The organism is Leifsonia sp. Y878, from assembly GCF_057669685.1.
The window spans coordinates 309,875-326,189 of record NZ_JBYHFS010000004.1 but is presented as its reverse complement, the minus strand read 5'-3'; the positions used below and the strand labels follow the sequence as shown (position 1 = coordinate 326,189).

The 16,315-nt window shown below is 65.9% G+C and carries 16 protein-coding genes; 13 read left to right on the top strand and 3 right to left on the bottom strand.

Features of this window, described 5'->3' with window-relative positions:
- Positions 1–27: 27 nt before the first annotated feature.
- The gene (locus AC25Y4_RS14815) at positions 28–756 is read right to left on the bottom strand and encodes a DNA alkylation repair protein (RefSeq protein WP_488121187.1); all 729 of its coding nucleotides are present in this window, start codon (positions 754–756) and stop codon (positions 28–30) included.
- Positions 757–986: 230 nt separating this feature from the next.
- Between AC25Y4_RS14815 and AC25Y4_RS14810 the strand changes: the two genes are divergently transcribed.
- From AC25Y4_RS14810 to AC25Y4_RS14765, 10 genes are all read left to right on the top strand, one after another.
- Entirely contained in the window at positions 987–2,399 is a 1,413-nt protein-coding gene (locus AC25Y4_RS14810; protein WP_488121186.1) for a DUF6421 family protein, read from the top strand.
- Positions 2,392–3,078: an SDR family NAD(P)-dependent oxidoreductase gene (locus AC25Y4_RS14805; RefSeq protein WP_488121185.1), complete on the top strand. Its 687-nt coding sequence runs from the start codon at positions 2,392–2,394 to the stop codon at positions 3,076–3,078. The genes AC25Y4_RS14810 and AC25Y4_RS14805 overlap by 8 nt, the downstream gene beginning before the upstream one ends.
- Positions 3,079–3,226: 148 nt before the next feature.
- Positions 3,227–4,606: a hypothetical protein gene (locus AC25Y4_RS14800; RefSeq protein ID WP_488121184.1), complete on the top strand. Its 1,380-nt coding sequence runs from the start codon at positions 3,227–3,229 to the stop codon at positions 4,604–4,606.
- Positions 4,607–4,774: 168 nt separating this feature from the next.
- Positions 4,775–6,265, top strand: coding sequence for a sensor histidine kinase (locus tag AC25Y4_RS14795; protein WP_488121183.1), 1,491 nt, complete (start codon positions 4,775–4,777; stop codon positions 6,263–6,265).
- Positions 6,262–7,068 carry a response regulator gene (locus AC25Y4_RS14790; protein WP_488121182.1) on the top strand — a complete coding sequence of 269 codons (807 nt, stop codon included), beginning with the start codon at positions 6,262–6,264 and terminating at the stop codon, positions 7,066–7,068. Before AC25Y4_RS14795 ends, AC25Y4_RS14790 begins: the two co-directional genes overlap by 4 nt.
- Complete coding sequence (locus AC25Y4_RS14785; RefSeq protein ID WP_488121181.1) at positions 7,065–7,988, top strand: aldose 1-epimerase family protein; 924 nt, start codon at positions 7,065–7,067, stop codon at positions 7,986–7,988. The genes AC25Y4_RS14790 and AC25Y4_RS14785 overlap by 4 nt, the downstream gene beginning before the upstream one ends.
- 286 nt (positions 7,989–8,274) lie before the next feature.
- Positions 8,275–8,643, top strand: coding sequence for an ArsR/SmtB family transcription factor (locus AC25Y4_RS14780; RefSeq protein WP_488121180.1), 369 nt, complete (start codon positions 8,275–8,277; stop codon positions 8,641–8,643).
- A gap of 58 nt (positions 8,644–8,701) precedes the next feature.
- Positions 8,702–9,154, top strand: a complete 453-nt coding sequence (locus AC25Y4_RS14775) for an SRPBCC family protein (RefSeq protein ID WP_488121179.1) — start codon at positions 8,702–8,704, stop codon at positions 9,152–9,154.
- Positions 9,155–9,303: 149 nt separating this feature from the next.
- Complete coding sequence (locus AC25Y4_RS14770) at positions 9,304–10,188, top strand: ABC transporter ATP-binding protein (protein ID WP_488121178.1); 885 nt, start codon at positions 9,304–9,306, stop codon at positions 10,186–10,188.
- The gene (locus AC25Y4_RS14765) at positions 10,185–11,348 is read left to right on the top strand and encodes an ABC transporter permease (RefSeq protein ID WP_488121177.1); all 1,164 of its coding nucleotides are present in this window, start codon (positions 10,185–10,187) and stop codon (positions 11,346–11,348) included. Before AC25Y4_RS14770 ends, AC25Y4_RS14765 begins: the two co-directional genes overlap by 4 nt.
- Here AC25Y4_RS14765 and AC25Y4_RS14760 read toward each other — a convergent pair.
- Complete coding sequence (locus AC25Y4_RS14760; RefSeq protein ID WP_488121176.1) at positions 11,322–11,486, bottom strand: hypothetical protein; 165 nt, start codon at positions 11,484–11,486, stop codon at positions 11,322–11,324. The genes AC25Y4_RS14765 and AC25Y4_RS14760 overlap by 27 nt on opposite strands.
- On the opposite strand from AC25Y4_RS14760, the gene AC25Y4_RS14755 reads away from it, so the two are divergent.
- The 3 genes from AC25Y4_RS14755 (at position 11,469) to AC25Y4_RS14745 (ending at position 14,956) form a co-directional block, all read left to right on the top strand.
- A complete protein-coding gene (locus tag AC25Y4_RS14755) occupies positions 11,469–12,539 on the top strand; it encodes a threonine aldolase family protein (protein WP_488121175.1) in 1,071 nt (356 codons plus the stop codon). The two genes, AC25Y4_RS14760 and AC25Y4_RS14755, sit on opposite strands and share 18 nt — an antisense overlap.
- The gene (locus AC25Y4_RS14750) at positions 12,539–14,230 is read left to right on the top strand and encodes a long-chain-fatty-acid--CoA ligase (RefSeq protein WP_488121174.1); all 1,692 of its coding nucleotides are present in this window, start codon (positions 12,539–12,541) and stop codon (positions 14,228–14,230) included. The genes AC25Y4_RS14755 and AC25Y4_RS14750 overlap by 1 nt, the downstream gene beginning before the upstream one ends.
- A 141-nt stretch (positions 14,231–14,371) precedes the next feature.
- Complete coding sequence (locus AC25Y4_RS14745; RefSeq protein ID WP_488121173.1) at positions 14,372–14,956, top strand: nitroreductase family protein; 585 nt, start codon at positions 14,372–14,374, stop codon at positions 14,954–14,956.
- A 262-nt stretch (positions 14,957–15,218) separates the two neighbouring features.
- Here AC25Y4_RS14745 and AC25Y4_RS14740 read toward each other — a convergent pair whose 3' ends face one another.
- Positions 15,219–16,271: an NADP-dependent oxidoreductase gene (locus tag AC25Y4_RS14740; RefSeq protein ID WP_488121172.1), complete on the bottom strand. Its 1,053-nt coding sequence runs from the start codon at positions 16,269–16,271 to the stop codon at positions 15,219–15,221.
- Positions 16,272–16,315: the final 44 nt, after the last annotated feature.

The window sequence follows — 16,315 nt, the reverse complement described above, 5'->3', positions numbered from 1 at the left end:
ACGGCAGCCTCCTCGACCGACGGAAGGTCAGCGCTGGCGATAGGCCAGGCGCTGCTCCGGCGACAGGTGCTCTGTGGCGTAGCTGAGCGCCGTGCGCGGCATCCGCTTGGCGTACTCGTCGAGAAAGCCGGTGAGCAGTTCCCGGTCGATCCGCTTGCCCACTTCGCGCAGGGCCCATCCGACGGCCTTGTGCATAAGGGGTTCTTTGTCGTCGAGCAGCAGGGCGGCCAGCTCAAGGGTGGTCGTGGCGTCGCCAGCCTGAATCAGCCAGAGCGTCGACACCATCGCCACCCGGCGTTCCCAGAGCACGGCACTCGCCGCGAGCTCGAACAGCACATCACGAGGCTGGTCGACGAGGTAGGCGCCCAGGATGCCGGGTGCTGAGGCATCCACGAGATCCCAGTTGTTCACCCGACCACGTCGAACGAGCGTGAGGTAGTAGTCGACAATGGCTGCGCGCTTGGCGTCGTCGCGGGTGCGCGCGGCACTCGCGCGCTCGAATTGGGCGAGCAGGATGAGAAGCCCGGCGAGGCGATGCTCGTGAATCTCGCTGTTCATCAACGCGTCGATCTCTGACTGGGGCAGTCCTGCATGCCGCTTGACAACCTGGCGAGTGTCGGGAACCCGCACGCCGATGAAGATGTCGCCCTCGCCATATTCGCCCGGCGCCGTCTTGAAGAACCGCATGGCGCCGACGGCCCGCTCTGGATCGGCCACGGCGGCGAGCGCCGCCTTCACATCGTCTGCAGTCGGCATCCCGCGAGTCTATGCGCCGGCGGCCATCTCACGTGCGCGTATCCTGCGCCCGCGACACCCATCGGCAGTGAAAGAACGCGCCCGCTGAAATGTGACGCAGATTCCTTGCGGACTCACGCACGAAAACGCGGGTTAGACCCCGATACGCTGGAGGTGATGCGCACACCGCGCTGTCAGTGCCGACCCACGTTCACACACGGGCGGCCGATTCACGAGGACGGGAGGTTCCCATGTCGAATTACATTGCAGAAGCACTGGTCGGTGAGCCCGAGGTCGTCGAGGATGCCCGTTCCCTGTCCGCCGGTGTCGAATCACATCCGGCCTGGCTGCGCCTCAAGGACGCCGCGACCGCACTGCAGGCCGTACAGGTGCAGGATGGCTCGATTCCGGATGCCGCCGACCACGCCAACGCGCAGGCCAACGTCGAGACGATCACCGGCGCCATTGCCGAACTCGCCCCGCTGTTTCCGCACGATGCCGCCTATCTCGACGCGCTCGTGGTCGACTTCGACCGCTGGGCCGCCGGATACGACGAGACGGCCGCCTTCGGTGTGCCCGACTTCCTGGATGCGCTGATGGCCTTCCAGCCGCAGGAGCACCGCGCTGACGGCGTCCGCCACCTGGTCGTCTTCCCGATGTACACCCAGAACGGCAGCACCAACCGGTTCGTCGAGGCCGTGCTGGTCGAGGTCATCTGGCCAGAGTTCATCGGCGAGCTGGAAGAGGAGTACACGAACAAGCTGTTCGTGCCCATCCGCTTCCTTGATTTCACGCCAGGCTACGACACCAACTCAGCTGTGCTGTTCCCGGAAAGCGTCGCAATGCGCCAGATTCCGACCTTCACGTGGGGAGCGATCTTCCAGGATCGCGAAGCCGCGAGATTCCGTCGGGTCGTGCGCGCGGCATCCGAGATCACGCGTCTCGACCTGCCGGAGGATGCGGTGGCCATGCTCGACGACCAGCACCTCACCGAGGAAATGTTCGTCATGTGGGACCTCATCCACGACCGCACGCACATGCGCGGTGACCTGCCGTTCGATCCGTTCATGATCAAGCAGCGGATGCCGTTCTTCCTCTATTCACTGGAGGAACTGCGCTGCGACCTCACCGCGTTCCGCGAGTCGGTGAAGATCGAGCATGACGAGAACGCCAGCCCCGAGGCCCGAAAGCACGCCAAGCTCGTGCAGTACGGCGTGATCTTCGACCGGATCTTCCGGTTCTCGATCACCGGCAGCCGGGTGCGCAACTACGACGGGCTCGGCGGCCAGCTGCTGTTCGCGTGGATGCACCAGCACCATGTGCTGCACTGGACGGACACGAGCCTCAGCTTCGACTGGGACGCCGTGCCAGACGTCGTCATCGCGCTCGGAGCCCAGATCGACGAGCTGTACTGGAAGTCGATCGACCGGCCGAAGAAGGCACACTGGCTGGCTGCGTACGAGATGCTCACCGAGACGCTCACTCCCAATCCCGCATCCGTGTGGGCGCGGGGCCTGAGTGACGACGTGCTCGCCGGGCTGCCGAAGGGCTACACGGATGCCGTGCTCGACGACGAATTCCCGCTGTCGATGTTCTTCGAAGCACTCGACAAGAAAATGAAGCCCGTCATCGAATCCACCATTGGAATCACCGGCCGTGACTAACGTCCGGCCCAATTCAGTCGCTGGTCGCACCGTGCTCATTGCCGGTGCGACCAGCGCTGCTGGAATCGCGGTCGCGAGCGCGCTCACGGCCGCCGGCGCGCGCGTGATCGGCGTCGGCTCGAACGCCGAGCGTTTGGCCGGGTTCGCCGAGCAGGTTCCGGATGCCATCACCCGCGTCTGCGACCTGGCAGACTTCGCGGCGGTGACCGCGCTGGCCGCCGAGGTTCGCGAGACGGCAGCCAAGCACGGGCATGGCAGCGTCGACGGACTGATTCACCTGGTGGGCGGATGGCGCGGTGGCGGCGGACTCTCCGGCCAGAGTGACGACGACTGGGACTTCTTGCACCGCAACGTCGTCACGACGCTGCGCAACACGACCCGCGCGTTCAACGCCGACCTGCTGGCCTCTCCGGCCGGTCGGCTGGCGATTGTGTCGAGCGTGTCTGTCGACAAGCCGGCGCCGGGCGGCGCGAACTACGCAGCGGCGAAAGCCGCGGCCGAGACGTGGACCCGCGCGGTCGGGCAGGGCTTTGCGAAGACCGCCCCCGAGGCCGCCGCGGTCATCTTCGTTGTGCGCTCACTTGAGGGGCTCGAAGCCGAGCTGGCAACCCAGGTAGTCGGACTCTGGAACGCGGATGCGGCATCCGTCAACAACTCACGGGTGCGGCTCGGCGCGTAGCTACCCCCACTTCGGGGCTTGGGTCCGTGAAACCCGCGCCCCCGCCGATAGGCTCACGACGGAGCCTTTTCGGAACAATGTGTAGTGTTCATTTGTCGTCAGTCTCCGTTTACAGACAACTTTCACCAGTGAATGAGGACCAAGACACGTGAAGAACAACCCCATCAGCAGGCTGCGCGGCATTGCCGCCATCGGCCTGAGCCTCGCCATGGTCGGCGGCCTCTCCCTCGTCGCCGCGGCGCCCGCGTCGGCTGTGCCCGTGCCTTCGACGTACGCGGTAACCGGAACAGTCTCCAGCGTGACCGTGGCTGGCCATGGGCCCCTGGCCGGAGCTGAGTTCGCGGTCGACGGTGGCCCGACCGCCGTCACGGACAACGCAGGCGCTTTCGCTCTGTCAGTCGAAGATGGCCACTACACCTACACAATTTCCGCAGTCGGCTACCTCCCCCACTCAGGAGATTTCGACGTGGTTGGCGCAGCCATTGATTTCGGCGAGTTTAATCTCACGCAGGACCTGCCTCCCGCACCTGCAACGTTCTCGATCAGCGGCGTAGTCACGGCCAAGGACGCCAACCCGGCGTTCGCCCCCACTGTTCTGCTCAGCGGCATCAAGGACTCCTCCCCGTGGCAGACCCCGCTAGACGCAGACGGACACTTCACGTTTCAGTACCTCAACCCGAGCGCCGACCTGTCGCTGACGATTTCAGCAGCGGGATACGGCACCGAGGTCGTGGCTGTCCCGATCGCCGACGCGGACGTCACTGTGGCGATCGAACTCCTGCCCAATTTGGTGGCCGGCACCGTCTCACTCTCCGGCACCCAGACCCTGGGCAGCACGCTCACTGCGAGCGCCGCCGGTTGGCCTGCAGGCACCACGTTCACCTACAACTGGGGCGCCGTTGCTCCGGGCCAGCAGAACTCGGGCGACATCTTCGGGTTCGACGCAGCGGCCCTGCCCGTGACCGCCGACATCGTGAACAAGCGAATCTGGGTAGAGGCCGTTGGCCACCTGGACGGCTTCGCAGACAATTACTCTGCCCCTGCCTTCGCCGCCACCCCGCAGATCCCGATCGCAGCCGCTCCGGTCGCGAACTCAGCCGATCTGGCGGCATTCCTGGCGGCCAAGGGCTCCACGCCGGCGTCCCAGACGTCCGTCGGCCTGCCGGCCGGTAGCCTGGACCCGAACAAGGGCCACACCGCCAACGTCCCGTTCACGGGATCTGACACCTTCGTCGACGCGTACCTCTACTCGTCGCCCATCAGTGTCGGCACGTTCCCCGTCGTGAACGGCGTCGTCCAGGTCACCCTGAGCGCCAGCGTGCTCAGCCAGCTGGCTGCTGGCTCGCACACGCTCGTCGTCGTCGGACAGTTCGACGGTGACGTGTCGAGCGTTGCGATCAATGTCGCTGCCACTAGCGCCTCTCTCGCAGAGACCGGATTCAACCCCGCCGTGCCGTTCGGCGCCGCTGCGCTGATCCTGCTGCTCGGCGCCGCACTGGTACTGCGTCGTCGCGGCCTGCACGCCTAGTCTGCAGTCCTAGTCTGCAGTCCTAGTCTGCAGTCCTAGTCTGCAGTTCCGAACGAAGGGCACGGCCGAAAGGTCGTGCCCTTCGTCATGCCGCTGCCACCCAGATTCCCCCGCAGATTCCCCCGCGCGACGGATCCGCCACGGCGCCTCAGCCGCTAGCGTGTCAGCATGACCGACAGCACCGCCGATCTGCGCCATCTCGATCTGCGCGGGCCCGATCCGCGCGATTCCGACTCGCTCGGCGCCGACTGGGTGCGCCCTGCTCCCAGCGCACGCGGGTATCGAACGGATGCCTGGGCAGCGCTCGCCCTGCTCGCCGGCACCGCCGTGAGCGCCACTCTCACCCGGGTGGCAGGCGTCTTCGACGAATCACCCACCTGGCTGGTCGTCATCTGGGTCGCCGCCATCACCCTTCCCCTGGCTGTGCGGCGGCGCTGGCCTGAATTCGTTGGCGTCGTCATCGCTGTGGTGTTCAGCGGCGGCGCAATGCTCGGCAGCATGGACCTGCTCTTCGCGAACATCTGCCTGTACGTCGCCATCTATTCGGTCGGTGCCTGGTCGCGCAATCGCACCCGCGCAGCCTGGGTGCGCGCCCTGATCATCGCGGGCATGTTCATCTGGCTGTTCTGGAACCTGCTCATCTCTGCCAACCAGGTGAGCACCATGCCCGACCTGTCGCGTGACGGATTCTTCTCACCGTTCGCCGCATACGGCCTTCTGCAGGTGCTCATCAACCTGCTCTACTTCAGCGCGGCGTACTACTTCGGCGACACCGCGTGGCGCTCGGCCAGACAGTCTGCTGCCCTGAGCGCCCGCACGCAGGAGCTGGCTGACGAACGACAGCGGAGCGCCGGCCAGGCCGTGACGCTGGAGCGCGTGCGCATCGCCAGAGAGCTCCACGACGTTGTGGCGCACCATGTCTCGGTGATGGGCGTGCAGGCCGGCGCGGCCAGGCGCATCCTGGCCCGCGATCCTGAGCAGGCCGTCGTGGCTCTCGAATCGATCGAGCGAAGTGCCCGCACGGCCGTCGATGAACTGCACACCATGCTCGGGACTCTCCGCTCCGCCGACGGCGATGACGCCAACCGCGCCACCACCAGTACCCACGGAATCGCCCAACTCGCCGAGCTCGCGGACGAATGCACCGCCGCAGGCGTGCCGGCCACTGTGACGGTCGTCGGCTCGGCTCGCGATGTGTCGAGAACCATCGAACTCTGCATCTATCGGATAGCCCAGGAGGCGCTCACCAACACCCGCAAACACGCCGGTGCCGGTGTCCGCGCCGATGTGCGGCTGCGTTACGAAGCGGATGCCATTGAGCTCGAGGTGACGGATGACGGCAGCGGCAGCCGGGCCGCGTCTGCCAGCGGGCTCGGACAGCTCGGCATGCGTGAGCGGGTCGCGGCCGTCGGCGGCGATATTGAGCTCGGTCCCCGGCCCCGCGGCGGCTATCTCGTTCGCGCCCGCTTCCCGACGCATCGTGCGGTCCCTGGTGACAGTGCGAGTGGTGACGCTGTGACCGACCCCCCGGTCGACCCTTCGTCCGACGCACCGACCAACGCGCCGACCAACGCCGAGACCGACGCTCCGACCACCACCACCACCACCACCACCACCACCACCACGACCGTCCTCACCTCGCCGGGAGCCACCTCATGACCGCCGACGCGATTCGGGTCCTGCTGGTCGACGACCAGGCGCTGCTGCGCGCCGGATTCCGCACCATTCTCGAGTCTGAACCTGGCATCGTTGTTGTCGGCGAGGCATCCGATGGCCAAGGCGCCATCGACCAGGCTCGTCTCCTCAACCCCGACGTCATCTGCATGGACGTGCAGATGCCCGGCATCGACGGCCTCGCTGCAACCCAAGTCATAGTGGCAGACCCCGCCATTGCCTCTGCGGTGCTGGTGCTCACCACGTTCGACCGCGAGGACTACCTGTTTGCCGCCCTGCAGCATGGCGCGAGCGGTTTCATCCTCAAGAATTCGACCCCTGAGGCCCTCATCGAGGCGGTGCAGGTGCTCGCCCGCGGTGATGCCCTGCTGGCACCGGATGTCACGCGCAGGGTCATCGAGAGATTCACCGGCACCCTGGCGCCCGGCGCGACGCCTGTCCACATACCCGTCGCCGGTGGCACATCCGTCGGACGCGCTAACGCTGCCACTGCCGCTGCCACCGCCGAGCTCACTGCCGAGCTCACTGACCGCGAATCAGAGGTGCTCGGACTGCTCGCACTCGGCCTGGCCAATGCCGAGATCGCTGGGCGCCTCTATCTCGGCGAGGCCACCGTCAAGACGCACGTCTCCAAGGTGCTGATGAAGCTGGGCCTGCGCGACCGCATCCAGGCGGTGGTCTTCGCGTACGAACATGGCATCGTGGTCCCGGCTGCCGGAACCGCCGTCGGAACCGCTGTTCAGGATGTGCACGAGCACACGCAAATCAACGGCAGAATTGATCCATGACCATCCCCCTCTCCGGCACCCAGTTCGAGCTCACCAGCGGCGAGTACACCGCCTCCATCGCCAGTGTCGGCGCCTCCCTGCGGGCGCTCCGCCACAAGGGGCGCGACCTCGTCGTTCCGTTCGATGCCGATGAGATGCGTCCGGCATACCGCGGCGCCACCCTCGCTCCGTGGCCGAACCGCGTGGTCGATGGCCACTACAGCTTCGACGGCAACGACTACCAGCTTCCGTTGACCGAGCCCGGCCGCGGCCACGCCCTGCATGGCCTCGTCGCCTGGCACGACTTCATCGCCCTCGACGAAGCCGACGACCGCGTGATGCTGGCCACCACCATTGAAGCCCAGGACGGCTATCCGTTCCGCGTGCAGGTGCGCGTCGAATTCTTGCTCGACGCCGACGGCCTCCACACCACGGTTGCTGCCCGCAACACCGGAAACGCCGCCGCTCCCTATGGCACAGGACCCCACCCGTACCTCGTCGCCGGCGAAGGCACCGTCGACGACTGGACCTTCCTCCTCCCCGCCGAGAAGGTGCTCACGGTCACCGAAGACCGCCTGATTCCGGTTGCGCTAGCGGATGTCGCCACAGAGGCGGCCGGATCGTTCGACTTCCGCACGCCCCGCGTCATCGGCGACCTCTTCATCGACCACGCATTCACCGGCCTGGTGCGCAACGAGAACCGCACAGCAGAGGTGCGCCTGACCGCGCCATCCGGCACCGGCGTCGTGATGCACTGGGACTCCTCCTGCCCCTGGGTCCAGGTGCACACGGCCGACCAGCCGACCCCGGAGACCAGCCGACGCGGCCTGGCGATCGAACCGATGACGTGCCCGCCCGACGTCTTCAACTCCCACGACGACCTGATCGTGCTGCAGCCGGGCGAGGTCACCTTCGCCTCGTGGAGCATCGCCGCCCTGTAGCATCGCCGCCCTGTAGCATCGCCGCCCTGTAGCCGCCGCGCCGTAGCCGCCGCGCCGGCCTAGTAGCCGTCCTAATAGCCGTCCAGTAGCCGGCCGTGTCTGCCAATAGCCACCCGTGTCGCATAACTCCTGCAAAACGCATCCGCTCTCTCCGGCCGACCCGGACTCACGGGCCAGCCCCGCACAGGACGCGCGTTCTGCAGGAGTTATGCAAAAAAGGGGGGGGTTGACTGCGGGCTGCGACCGACTTACGTTTAAGCAATTCATTAAATAAGGAGTTGGTTACGTGGCTGGCGCAAAGGACGAGTTGAGTCTCGTCTTCTCTGCTCTCGCCGATCCGACCAGGCGTGCGATGCTGTCGCGTCTCGCGCAGGGTCCGGCGACGGTGGGAGAGCTGGCCGCACCATTCTCGATCAGTCGGCCAGCTGTCTCCCAGCACCTGAGGGTTCTGGAAGCCGCTGGCCTGATCGAACGAACGACCGAAGCGCAGTGGCGCAGGTGCACCATACGCACCGAACCATTGGACGAGGCATCCGTCTGGGTCGACCAGCATCGGACCGCGTGGAACGAGCGCTTCGACCTGCTCGATGAACACCTGCAGGGTCTGCAGCAGAATCAGCAGCACCAGCAGCAGCGCCCGCACGCCAGCGGCTGACCTTCGGCACCCGCGGCCACGTCGGCAACTCCTGTCGAGTTGAGAAGGAGGCCATCCCATGGATGACCAGACGGGCACGACAACAGCGCCCCAGTTCACCATCACCCGCGTCTTCGACGCACCCCGTGACGCCGTGTGGCGGGCCTGGACAGACCCGGTGCAGGCATCCGTGTGGTGGCATCCACGCGGCATATCCACACCGGCGAATTCCGTGCACCTCGACCCCAGAGTCGGAGGCCACTACTCGTACACGATGGTCAACGACGCGACGGGTGAGGAGTACCCGACGGCTGGAACCTACATCGAGATCTCGGAGCCAGAGCGCCTCGTCTTCACCTGGGGCAACCCGGGCGATGAGGACGCGCCCGTCATCTCGATCACCCTGCGCGAGGTGGGCGAGCAGACCGAGATGACCTTCCACGTCGCAGGCATCGCGGGGGCGCCAGGCGACGGGTCCGTTTTCGACGGCTGGTCGAGCGCCTTCGACATTCTGACGGACGAGTTCGACTGACGGACGAGTTCGACTGACGACCCCGATCGGCCGAGGCGCGGCATCCGTCGTGTGGTTGAGTGCAGGCCCCCTGCACGTTCACCCGCGCGACGGATGCGCGTGGCCGGCTGGTTTTGTAGCGTGGAAGCACCAGCGACGAAAGGGCGCCCATGCTCGAGATCAGAGACGTCAACAAGCACTACGGGAGCCGCCAGGTGCTCCACGATGTGAGCTTCACCGTCGGCAGCGGCCGCATGACCGGCTTCGTCGGGGGCAACGGTGCGGGCAAGACCACGACGATGCGCATCATCCTCGGCGTGCTCGACGCCGACTCAGGCACCGTGCTGCTCGACGGCACGCCACTGACGGCGAGCGACCGACGCCGCTTCGGCTACATGCCGGAGGAGCGCGGGCTCTACCCGAAGATGAAGGTTCTTGAGCAGCTCGTCTACCTGGCCAGGCTGCACGGCCTCACGCCAGCGGCGGCCAAGCGAAACGCGACCACCCTGCTCGAGCGGCTCGGACTCGGCGAGCGCAGCAACGACGCCGTCGAAGCGCTCTCGCTTGGCAACCAGCAGCGCGCCCAGATCGCCGCAGCGCTCGTGCACGACCCTGAGTTCCTGGTGCTCGACGAGCCGTTCTCCGGTCTCGACCCGATGGCGGTCGAGGTGGTGCAGAGCGTGCTCACCGACTACGCAGCGCAGGGTGTTCCCGTGCTCTTCTCCTCGCACCAGCTTGATATCGTCGAGCGCCTCTGCGACGACCTGGTGATCATCGCGGCCGGCGAGATCAGGGCGAACGGCGAGCGCGACGCCCTCCGCGACCAGTACAGCACCGCCCGCTATGAGATCCACACCGCTGGAGACACCGGCTGGATCCGCGACGTCCCCGGCATCTCCGTGATCGACTTCGACGGCGGCTACGCGGTCTTCGAAGCTGAAACGGATGCCGCCAGCCAGCACGTCCTGCAGCGCGCCATCACCGGCGGAGCCGTCGAATCCTTCGGGCTGCAACGCCCGTCGCTAGCCACCATCTTCAAGGAGGTCGTGAAGTGAGCACCCAGACCCACTCCGAAAACCAGCCGCAGGCCGGGAACACGACCCAGGCAGCCCGGGTCGCACGGCATCCAGCACCCACCTTCTGGCAGAGCGTCTGGCTCGTCGCCGTGCGCGAGATCATGGCGCGGCTGCGCAGCAAGGCGTTCCTGATCTCGACGGGCATCCTGCTGTTCGCGGCCATCGCATCCGTTGTGGTCGGTGGACTGGTCAGCGCGAATCCAACCCTGCCCAAGGTCGCCGTGGTCGGCAGTGCGAGCGAGATCGCCCTGAGCACGAACTCGTTCGAGATCGTCGAGGCGGCCGACGTGGCCGCGGCCGAAAAGCTGGTGAGAAGCGGCGACGTGTCTGCCGCCATCATTCCAGTCGAGCCCACCCCGACCTCGCCCCTGGCGGTGTCGGTGATCGCCCTCGACTCGCCGCCCTCTGATGTGCTGGGGGCCCTCAGCGTGAGCCCGGAGATCACCCTGCTTGAACCTGCGAGCCAAAGCGGGATGCTCGCCTATCTCGTTGCCCTCGGCTTCGGCCTGGTCTTCTTCATGTCGGCCATCACCTTCGGCTCGACCATCGCGCAGAGCGTCGTCGAAGAGAAACAGACGCGCGTCGTTGAGATCCTGATGTCGGCCATTCCGGTGCGCGCGCTGCTGGCCGGCAAGATCCTCGGCAACAGCATCATGGCGTTCGGCCAGATCGTGCTGATCGGGCTACTGGTCTCAGCTGGCATGGCGATCACCGGGCAACGGGTCTTGTTGGCGGATGTCGGCCCAGCCATCATCTGGTTCGCCGTCTTCTTCGCGTTCGGCTTCGTGCTGCTGGCCGGCATGTATGCGGCGACGGCATCGATGGTGTCGCGTCAGGAAGACGTTGGCTCTGTAACGGCGCCGGTGATGATGCTCGTGATGATTCCGTACTTCCTCGTCATCTTCTTCAACGACAACCCCACGGTGCTCGCGATCATGTCGTACGTGCCATTCTCAGCCCCGGTGGGCATGCCGATGCGGATCTTCATGGGCACCGCAGAGTGGTGGGAACCGCTGCTCTCCCTGCTGATCCTGCTCGCGACCACCTTGGTCGTCATCCTCCTCGGCTCGCGCATCTACTCGAACTCCCTGCTGCGCATGGGCACCCGGGTGTCATACCGCGAGGCGCTGCGCGGCTAGGCCCGGCCCGGTGAGCGGATGCCCGGCGAGCATCCGCTCACCGGCATCCGCTTGCCCGCCCGCAGCTTTCATGCAGCGCACGCACAGAATCGGCGTGCCGATGTGCGGGAAGATAGTGGGGTGACTGATGAACTCCACGACCTGACTTCCCGCGGCTTCGCCTCCGACAACTACTCGGGCATCCACCCAGACATCCTGGACGCGATTTCCCGCGCAAACGGAGCGCACCAGATTGCGTACGGCGAGGACGTCTACACGGCGAAGTTGCAGGATGTGTTCGCTCACCACTTCGGCGAGGGCGTCGAGGCATTCCCGGTGTTTAACGGCACAGGCGCCAACGTGCTCGGACTGCAGGCGATGCTGCCACGCTGGGGCGCGGTCATCTGCGCCGCAACCGCGCACATCAACACGGATGAGGGTGGCGCCCCAGAACGCATCGGCGGCCTGAAATTGCTGCCGATCGTCACCCCGAACGGCAAGCTCACCCCCGAACTCATTGACCAGGAGGCCTGGGGATGGGGCGATGAGCACCGCGCACAGCCCCTCGTCGTCTCCATCACCCAGACCACAGAGCTCGGCACCGCGTACACCGTCGACGAGGTCAAGGCCATCGCAGACCACGCACACGCGCTCGGCATGAAACTGCACATGGATGGCGCCCGCATCTCCAACGCCGCCGCCAGCCTTGGTGTGCCGCTGCGTGCATTCACGCGCGACGCCGGCGTCGACGTGCTGAGCTTCGGCGGCACCAAGAACGGCCTCATGCTCGGCGAATGCGTCGTGGTGCTGAACCCCGATGCTGCGACCGGCCTCAGCTACCTCCGCAAGCTCAACATGCAGCTGTCCTCGAAGATGCGCTTCATCTCCGCGCAGTTCATCGCCCTGCTCGAGGGCGATCTCTGGCTGCAGAACGCCAGCCACGCCAACGCCATGGCGCAGCGCCTGCGCGGCGCACTCGAAGCTGGCGTCGCGTCCGGTGAGATCCAGGGCGTCTCGTTCACCCAGGCCACCGAATCCAACGCGATCTTCGTCGTGCTCCCCACCGGTGTCGCCGATCGCCTGCGCGAGCACTTCCGTTTCTACGATTGGAATCCGGCCACCGGTGAAGTTCGCTGGATGTGCGGCTTCGACACCACAGAAGACGACATCGACGCGTTCATCTCGGCCCTGAAGCAGGAGCTAGCTGTGTAATGAATGTTTTCGAGAGCAAGCCGTGGATCGCCTCGTACGCCCAGGGCGTGCCAGCAACCATCGACCCGCCCACCGAAACGCTCATCGACATGATGGATGCCTCCATCAAGCGATTCGGGTCGTCTATCGCTCTCGAGTTCTTCGGCGCGACCACGACGTACCGTGACCTCGGCGACGAGATCGCCCGCGCCGCGAATGGACTGCGGAAGCTCGGCGTGAAGGCCGGCGATCGCGTTGCTCTCGTGCTGCCGAACTGCCAACAGCACATCGTGGCCTTCTACGCCATCCTGCGGCTCGGCGCCATCGCAGTCGAACACAACCCGCTGTACACAGAGCGTGAGCTGCGCCACCAGTTCGAGGACCACGGCGCCCGCGTCGCGATCGTCTGGGACAAGGTGCACGCCACGGTCTCCGATTTCCCGTCCGACCTCGGCATCAACACCGTCATCGCCGTTGACGTGACCAAACGGATGCCGCTCAGCACGCGTCTGGCCCTCAAACTTCCGGTCAAGAAGGCAAAAACGTCACGGAACGCGCTGACCAGCGGCCCGCTCGGTCGCGACGCGCTCATCTGGGAGTCTCTCCTCGAGAACCGACGCCTCAAGCGGTCTCATCCCCGGCCTCGCCTCCACGACACAGCCGTTCTGCAGTACACCAGCGGCACGACGGGTACGCCGAAGGGCGCCATCCTCAGCCACTTCAACCTGCGCGCGAATGCCCGTCAGGGCCAGGCATGGGTCCCCGGCCTCCGCCCAGGCAAAGAGGTCTTTTATGGGGTGTTGCCCATGTTCCACGCCTACGGCCTCACCCTCTGCCTCACCACAGCGATGAGCATCGGCGCACGTCTGGTGTTGTTCCCGAAGTTCGATCCAGAGCTGGTGCTCACCGCCGCCAAGCGCACCCCTCCGACGTTCCTCCCCGCGGTTCCGCCGATCTACGACCGCCTCGTTCGCGCCGCAGCCGAGCGCAATGTGAACCTGTCTGGCATCCGCTACGCCATATCCGGCGCCATGAACCTGCCCATCGCCACGGTCGAGCGGTGGGAAAGCGCCACAGGGGGGCTGCTGGTCGAGGGCTACGGCATGACGGAATCCTCACCGATTGCTGCCGGCAATCCGATGGGGCCAACGCGCCGACCTGGCACTGTTGGCGTCCCGTTCCCCAGCACCGAGATCAAGGTTGTCGACCCAGAGAACTCGGCCATCGAGCGCAGCTACGACGAGGAGGGCGAGCTTCTCATCCGCGGCCCACAGGTCTTCTCCGGCTACTGGAATCGGCCGACAGAGACCGCCGCCGTGCTGCTGGCCGACGGGTGGCTGCGTACCGGGGACATCGTGCGCGTCTCACGGGATGGCTTCATCACGATCGTCGACCGGATGAAGGAACTCATCATCACCGGTGGATTCAATGTGGCCCCGACCGAGGTGGAAGAGGCGTTGCTGTCGCACCCCGACGTCAAAGATGCAGCCGTTGTCGGTCTGCCAGCTGCCGGCGGCGGCGAGAACGTCACGGCCGCTGTGGTGTTGCGGCCAGGCGCCGTACTCGACGTCGATGCGCTGCGGGACCACTGCCGATCCCGACTGTCGGCCTACAAGGTACCGAAGCAGATCATCGAAGTGCAGGACCTGCCTCGCTCCATGATCGGCAAAGTACTGCGCCGCCAGGTGCGCGAGCACCTGAAGGGCGCCTAGCCCGCCGCCACGGAGCGTCTATGTGGCCGACATCCGTCAGGTCTGTGCGATTGCATGGAATAGCCGCGCCCTGACGTCGGTTGTCTGCTGATGGGTCAGCGTTGCCCCCAGCCATATTCCTCGCATTGAAAGAAGCAGCACTTGACCCTCATCACTGACACGATCAGTCGCGCCGCGAACACCGACGCTCCCCTCCTCGCCACGCTCGCTGAGCGTTGGAGCCCACGCGGCTACGATGCGAACGCCGTCATCGACGACGACGTCCTCACCACCATCCTCGAGGCAGCGCGCTGGGCGCCGTCAGCCGCCAACTCGCAGCCGGCCCGCTTCATCGTTGCCCGCCGCGGATCTGAGAGCTTCACCGCGATCCACGCAGCACTGCTCGGCTTCAACCAGGCATGGGCCGACTCGGCATCCGTGCTGATCGCCAACGTCGTCGAGAGCGGCGAGACGCCCACCCCATGGGGTGCATACGACCTCGGCCAGGCCGTTGCCCACCTCACCATCCAGGCGCAGCACGAGGGCATCCACACCCACCAAATGGGTGGATTCGACGCCGCTGCACTCGCCAGGGCGTTCGAGCTCAAGGAGAACCAGGTCGTGGTCTCCGTCACCGCACTCGGTGTGCTCGCCGCGGTCGAGACCCTGACTCCCGAGATTCTCGAGCGCGAGTCAGCACCCCGCACGCGCAAGTCGCTCGCGGAACTGCTGCTCGTCAACGACTAAGCACACGCGCCACAAGGGCCGGCGCTCGTCACCTCACGGTGATGAGCGCCGGCCCTTCTGCGTTAAGTGCGGCTGTTGTTCAGATGCCCCGTTGATTGAGGAGCGAGCGCCAGCGAGTGTCTCGAAATCCCACCGGCCAATTACCTCACTGTGGGTCTCGAGACGGCCGTGAACGGCCTCCTCGACCAACGGCGTGGAGGTTCGCGCGTCCGACCGGCCTCCTCGACCAACGGCGTGGAGGTACGCGCGTCCGACCGGCCTCTTAGTTGGTGCCGACGCGAACGACCATCTTGCCGATGTTGCCACCGCGCATGAGGTCGAGGAATGCGTCGACGGTGTGGTCGATGCCGTCGACGACGGTCTCGTCAAAGACGACCTCGCCGTTCTGGAACCAGCCGGTCATCTCGCGCATGAACTCGGGGAAGTGGTGCACGTAGTTGCCGACAGTGAAGCCCTTGAGGGTCAGGCCGCGCGTGATGATGTTGACCATGTTGTCGGGGCCGGGTGTGCGCTCGGTGGTGTTGTAACCGACGATCGCGCCGCAGAGTGCTGCACGCCCACCGTCGCTGAATGCCGCGAGGGCTGCTTCGAGGTGATCGCCGCCAACATTGTCGAAGAACACGTCGATACCGTCTGGTGCAGCAGCGGCGAGCTGGTCGCGCACCGGTCCGTCGTTGTAGTTGAACGCGGCGTCGTAGCCGTACTTCTCGGTGAGAAGCGCGACCTTCTCGGCCGTTCCCGCTGAGCCGACGACCCGCTTGGCGCCCTTGAGCCTGGCGATCTGGCCGGCTGCGGTTCCCACGGCGCCGGCAGCGCCGGAGATGAAGACGGTGTCGCCTTCCTTGAGCGCGGCGACATCGAGCAGGCCGACATAGGCGGTGAGGCCGGTCATGCCGAGGATGCCGAGGTAGGCAGACAACGGCACACCGGGAATCTCGGAGACGACGCGGAATTTCGCTGCGTCTTCCTGAGCGACGTCGCGCCATCCGAAGTCGTGCACGACAACGCTGCCGACGGCGACAGTCTCGCTAGCGGATGCGACGACGCGGCCGACCGCGCCACCGGTCATGGTCGCGCCCAGCACGTATGGCGGGGTGTAGCTCTTGACGTCGTTCATCCGGCCACGCATGTACGGGTCGACGGAGACGAACTCGTTGACAACACGAACCTGGCCGGCCGCGAGTTCCGGCAGCTCGACGGTGACCGTGCGGAAGTCGTCGTGGGTCGGCCAGCCGACCGGGCGGGTAACCAGCTGAATCTGGGTGCTGATGGCGGTGCCGGAGTTGCTGGTGTTGCTGGGTGTTGCTGAATTCATGGTTGAGCTACTTCTTTCTTGTTCTGTGCAGCTTGTTCTGTGGA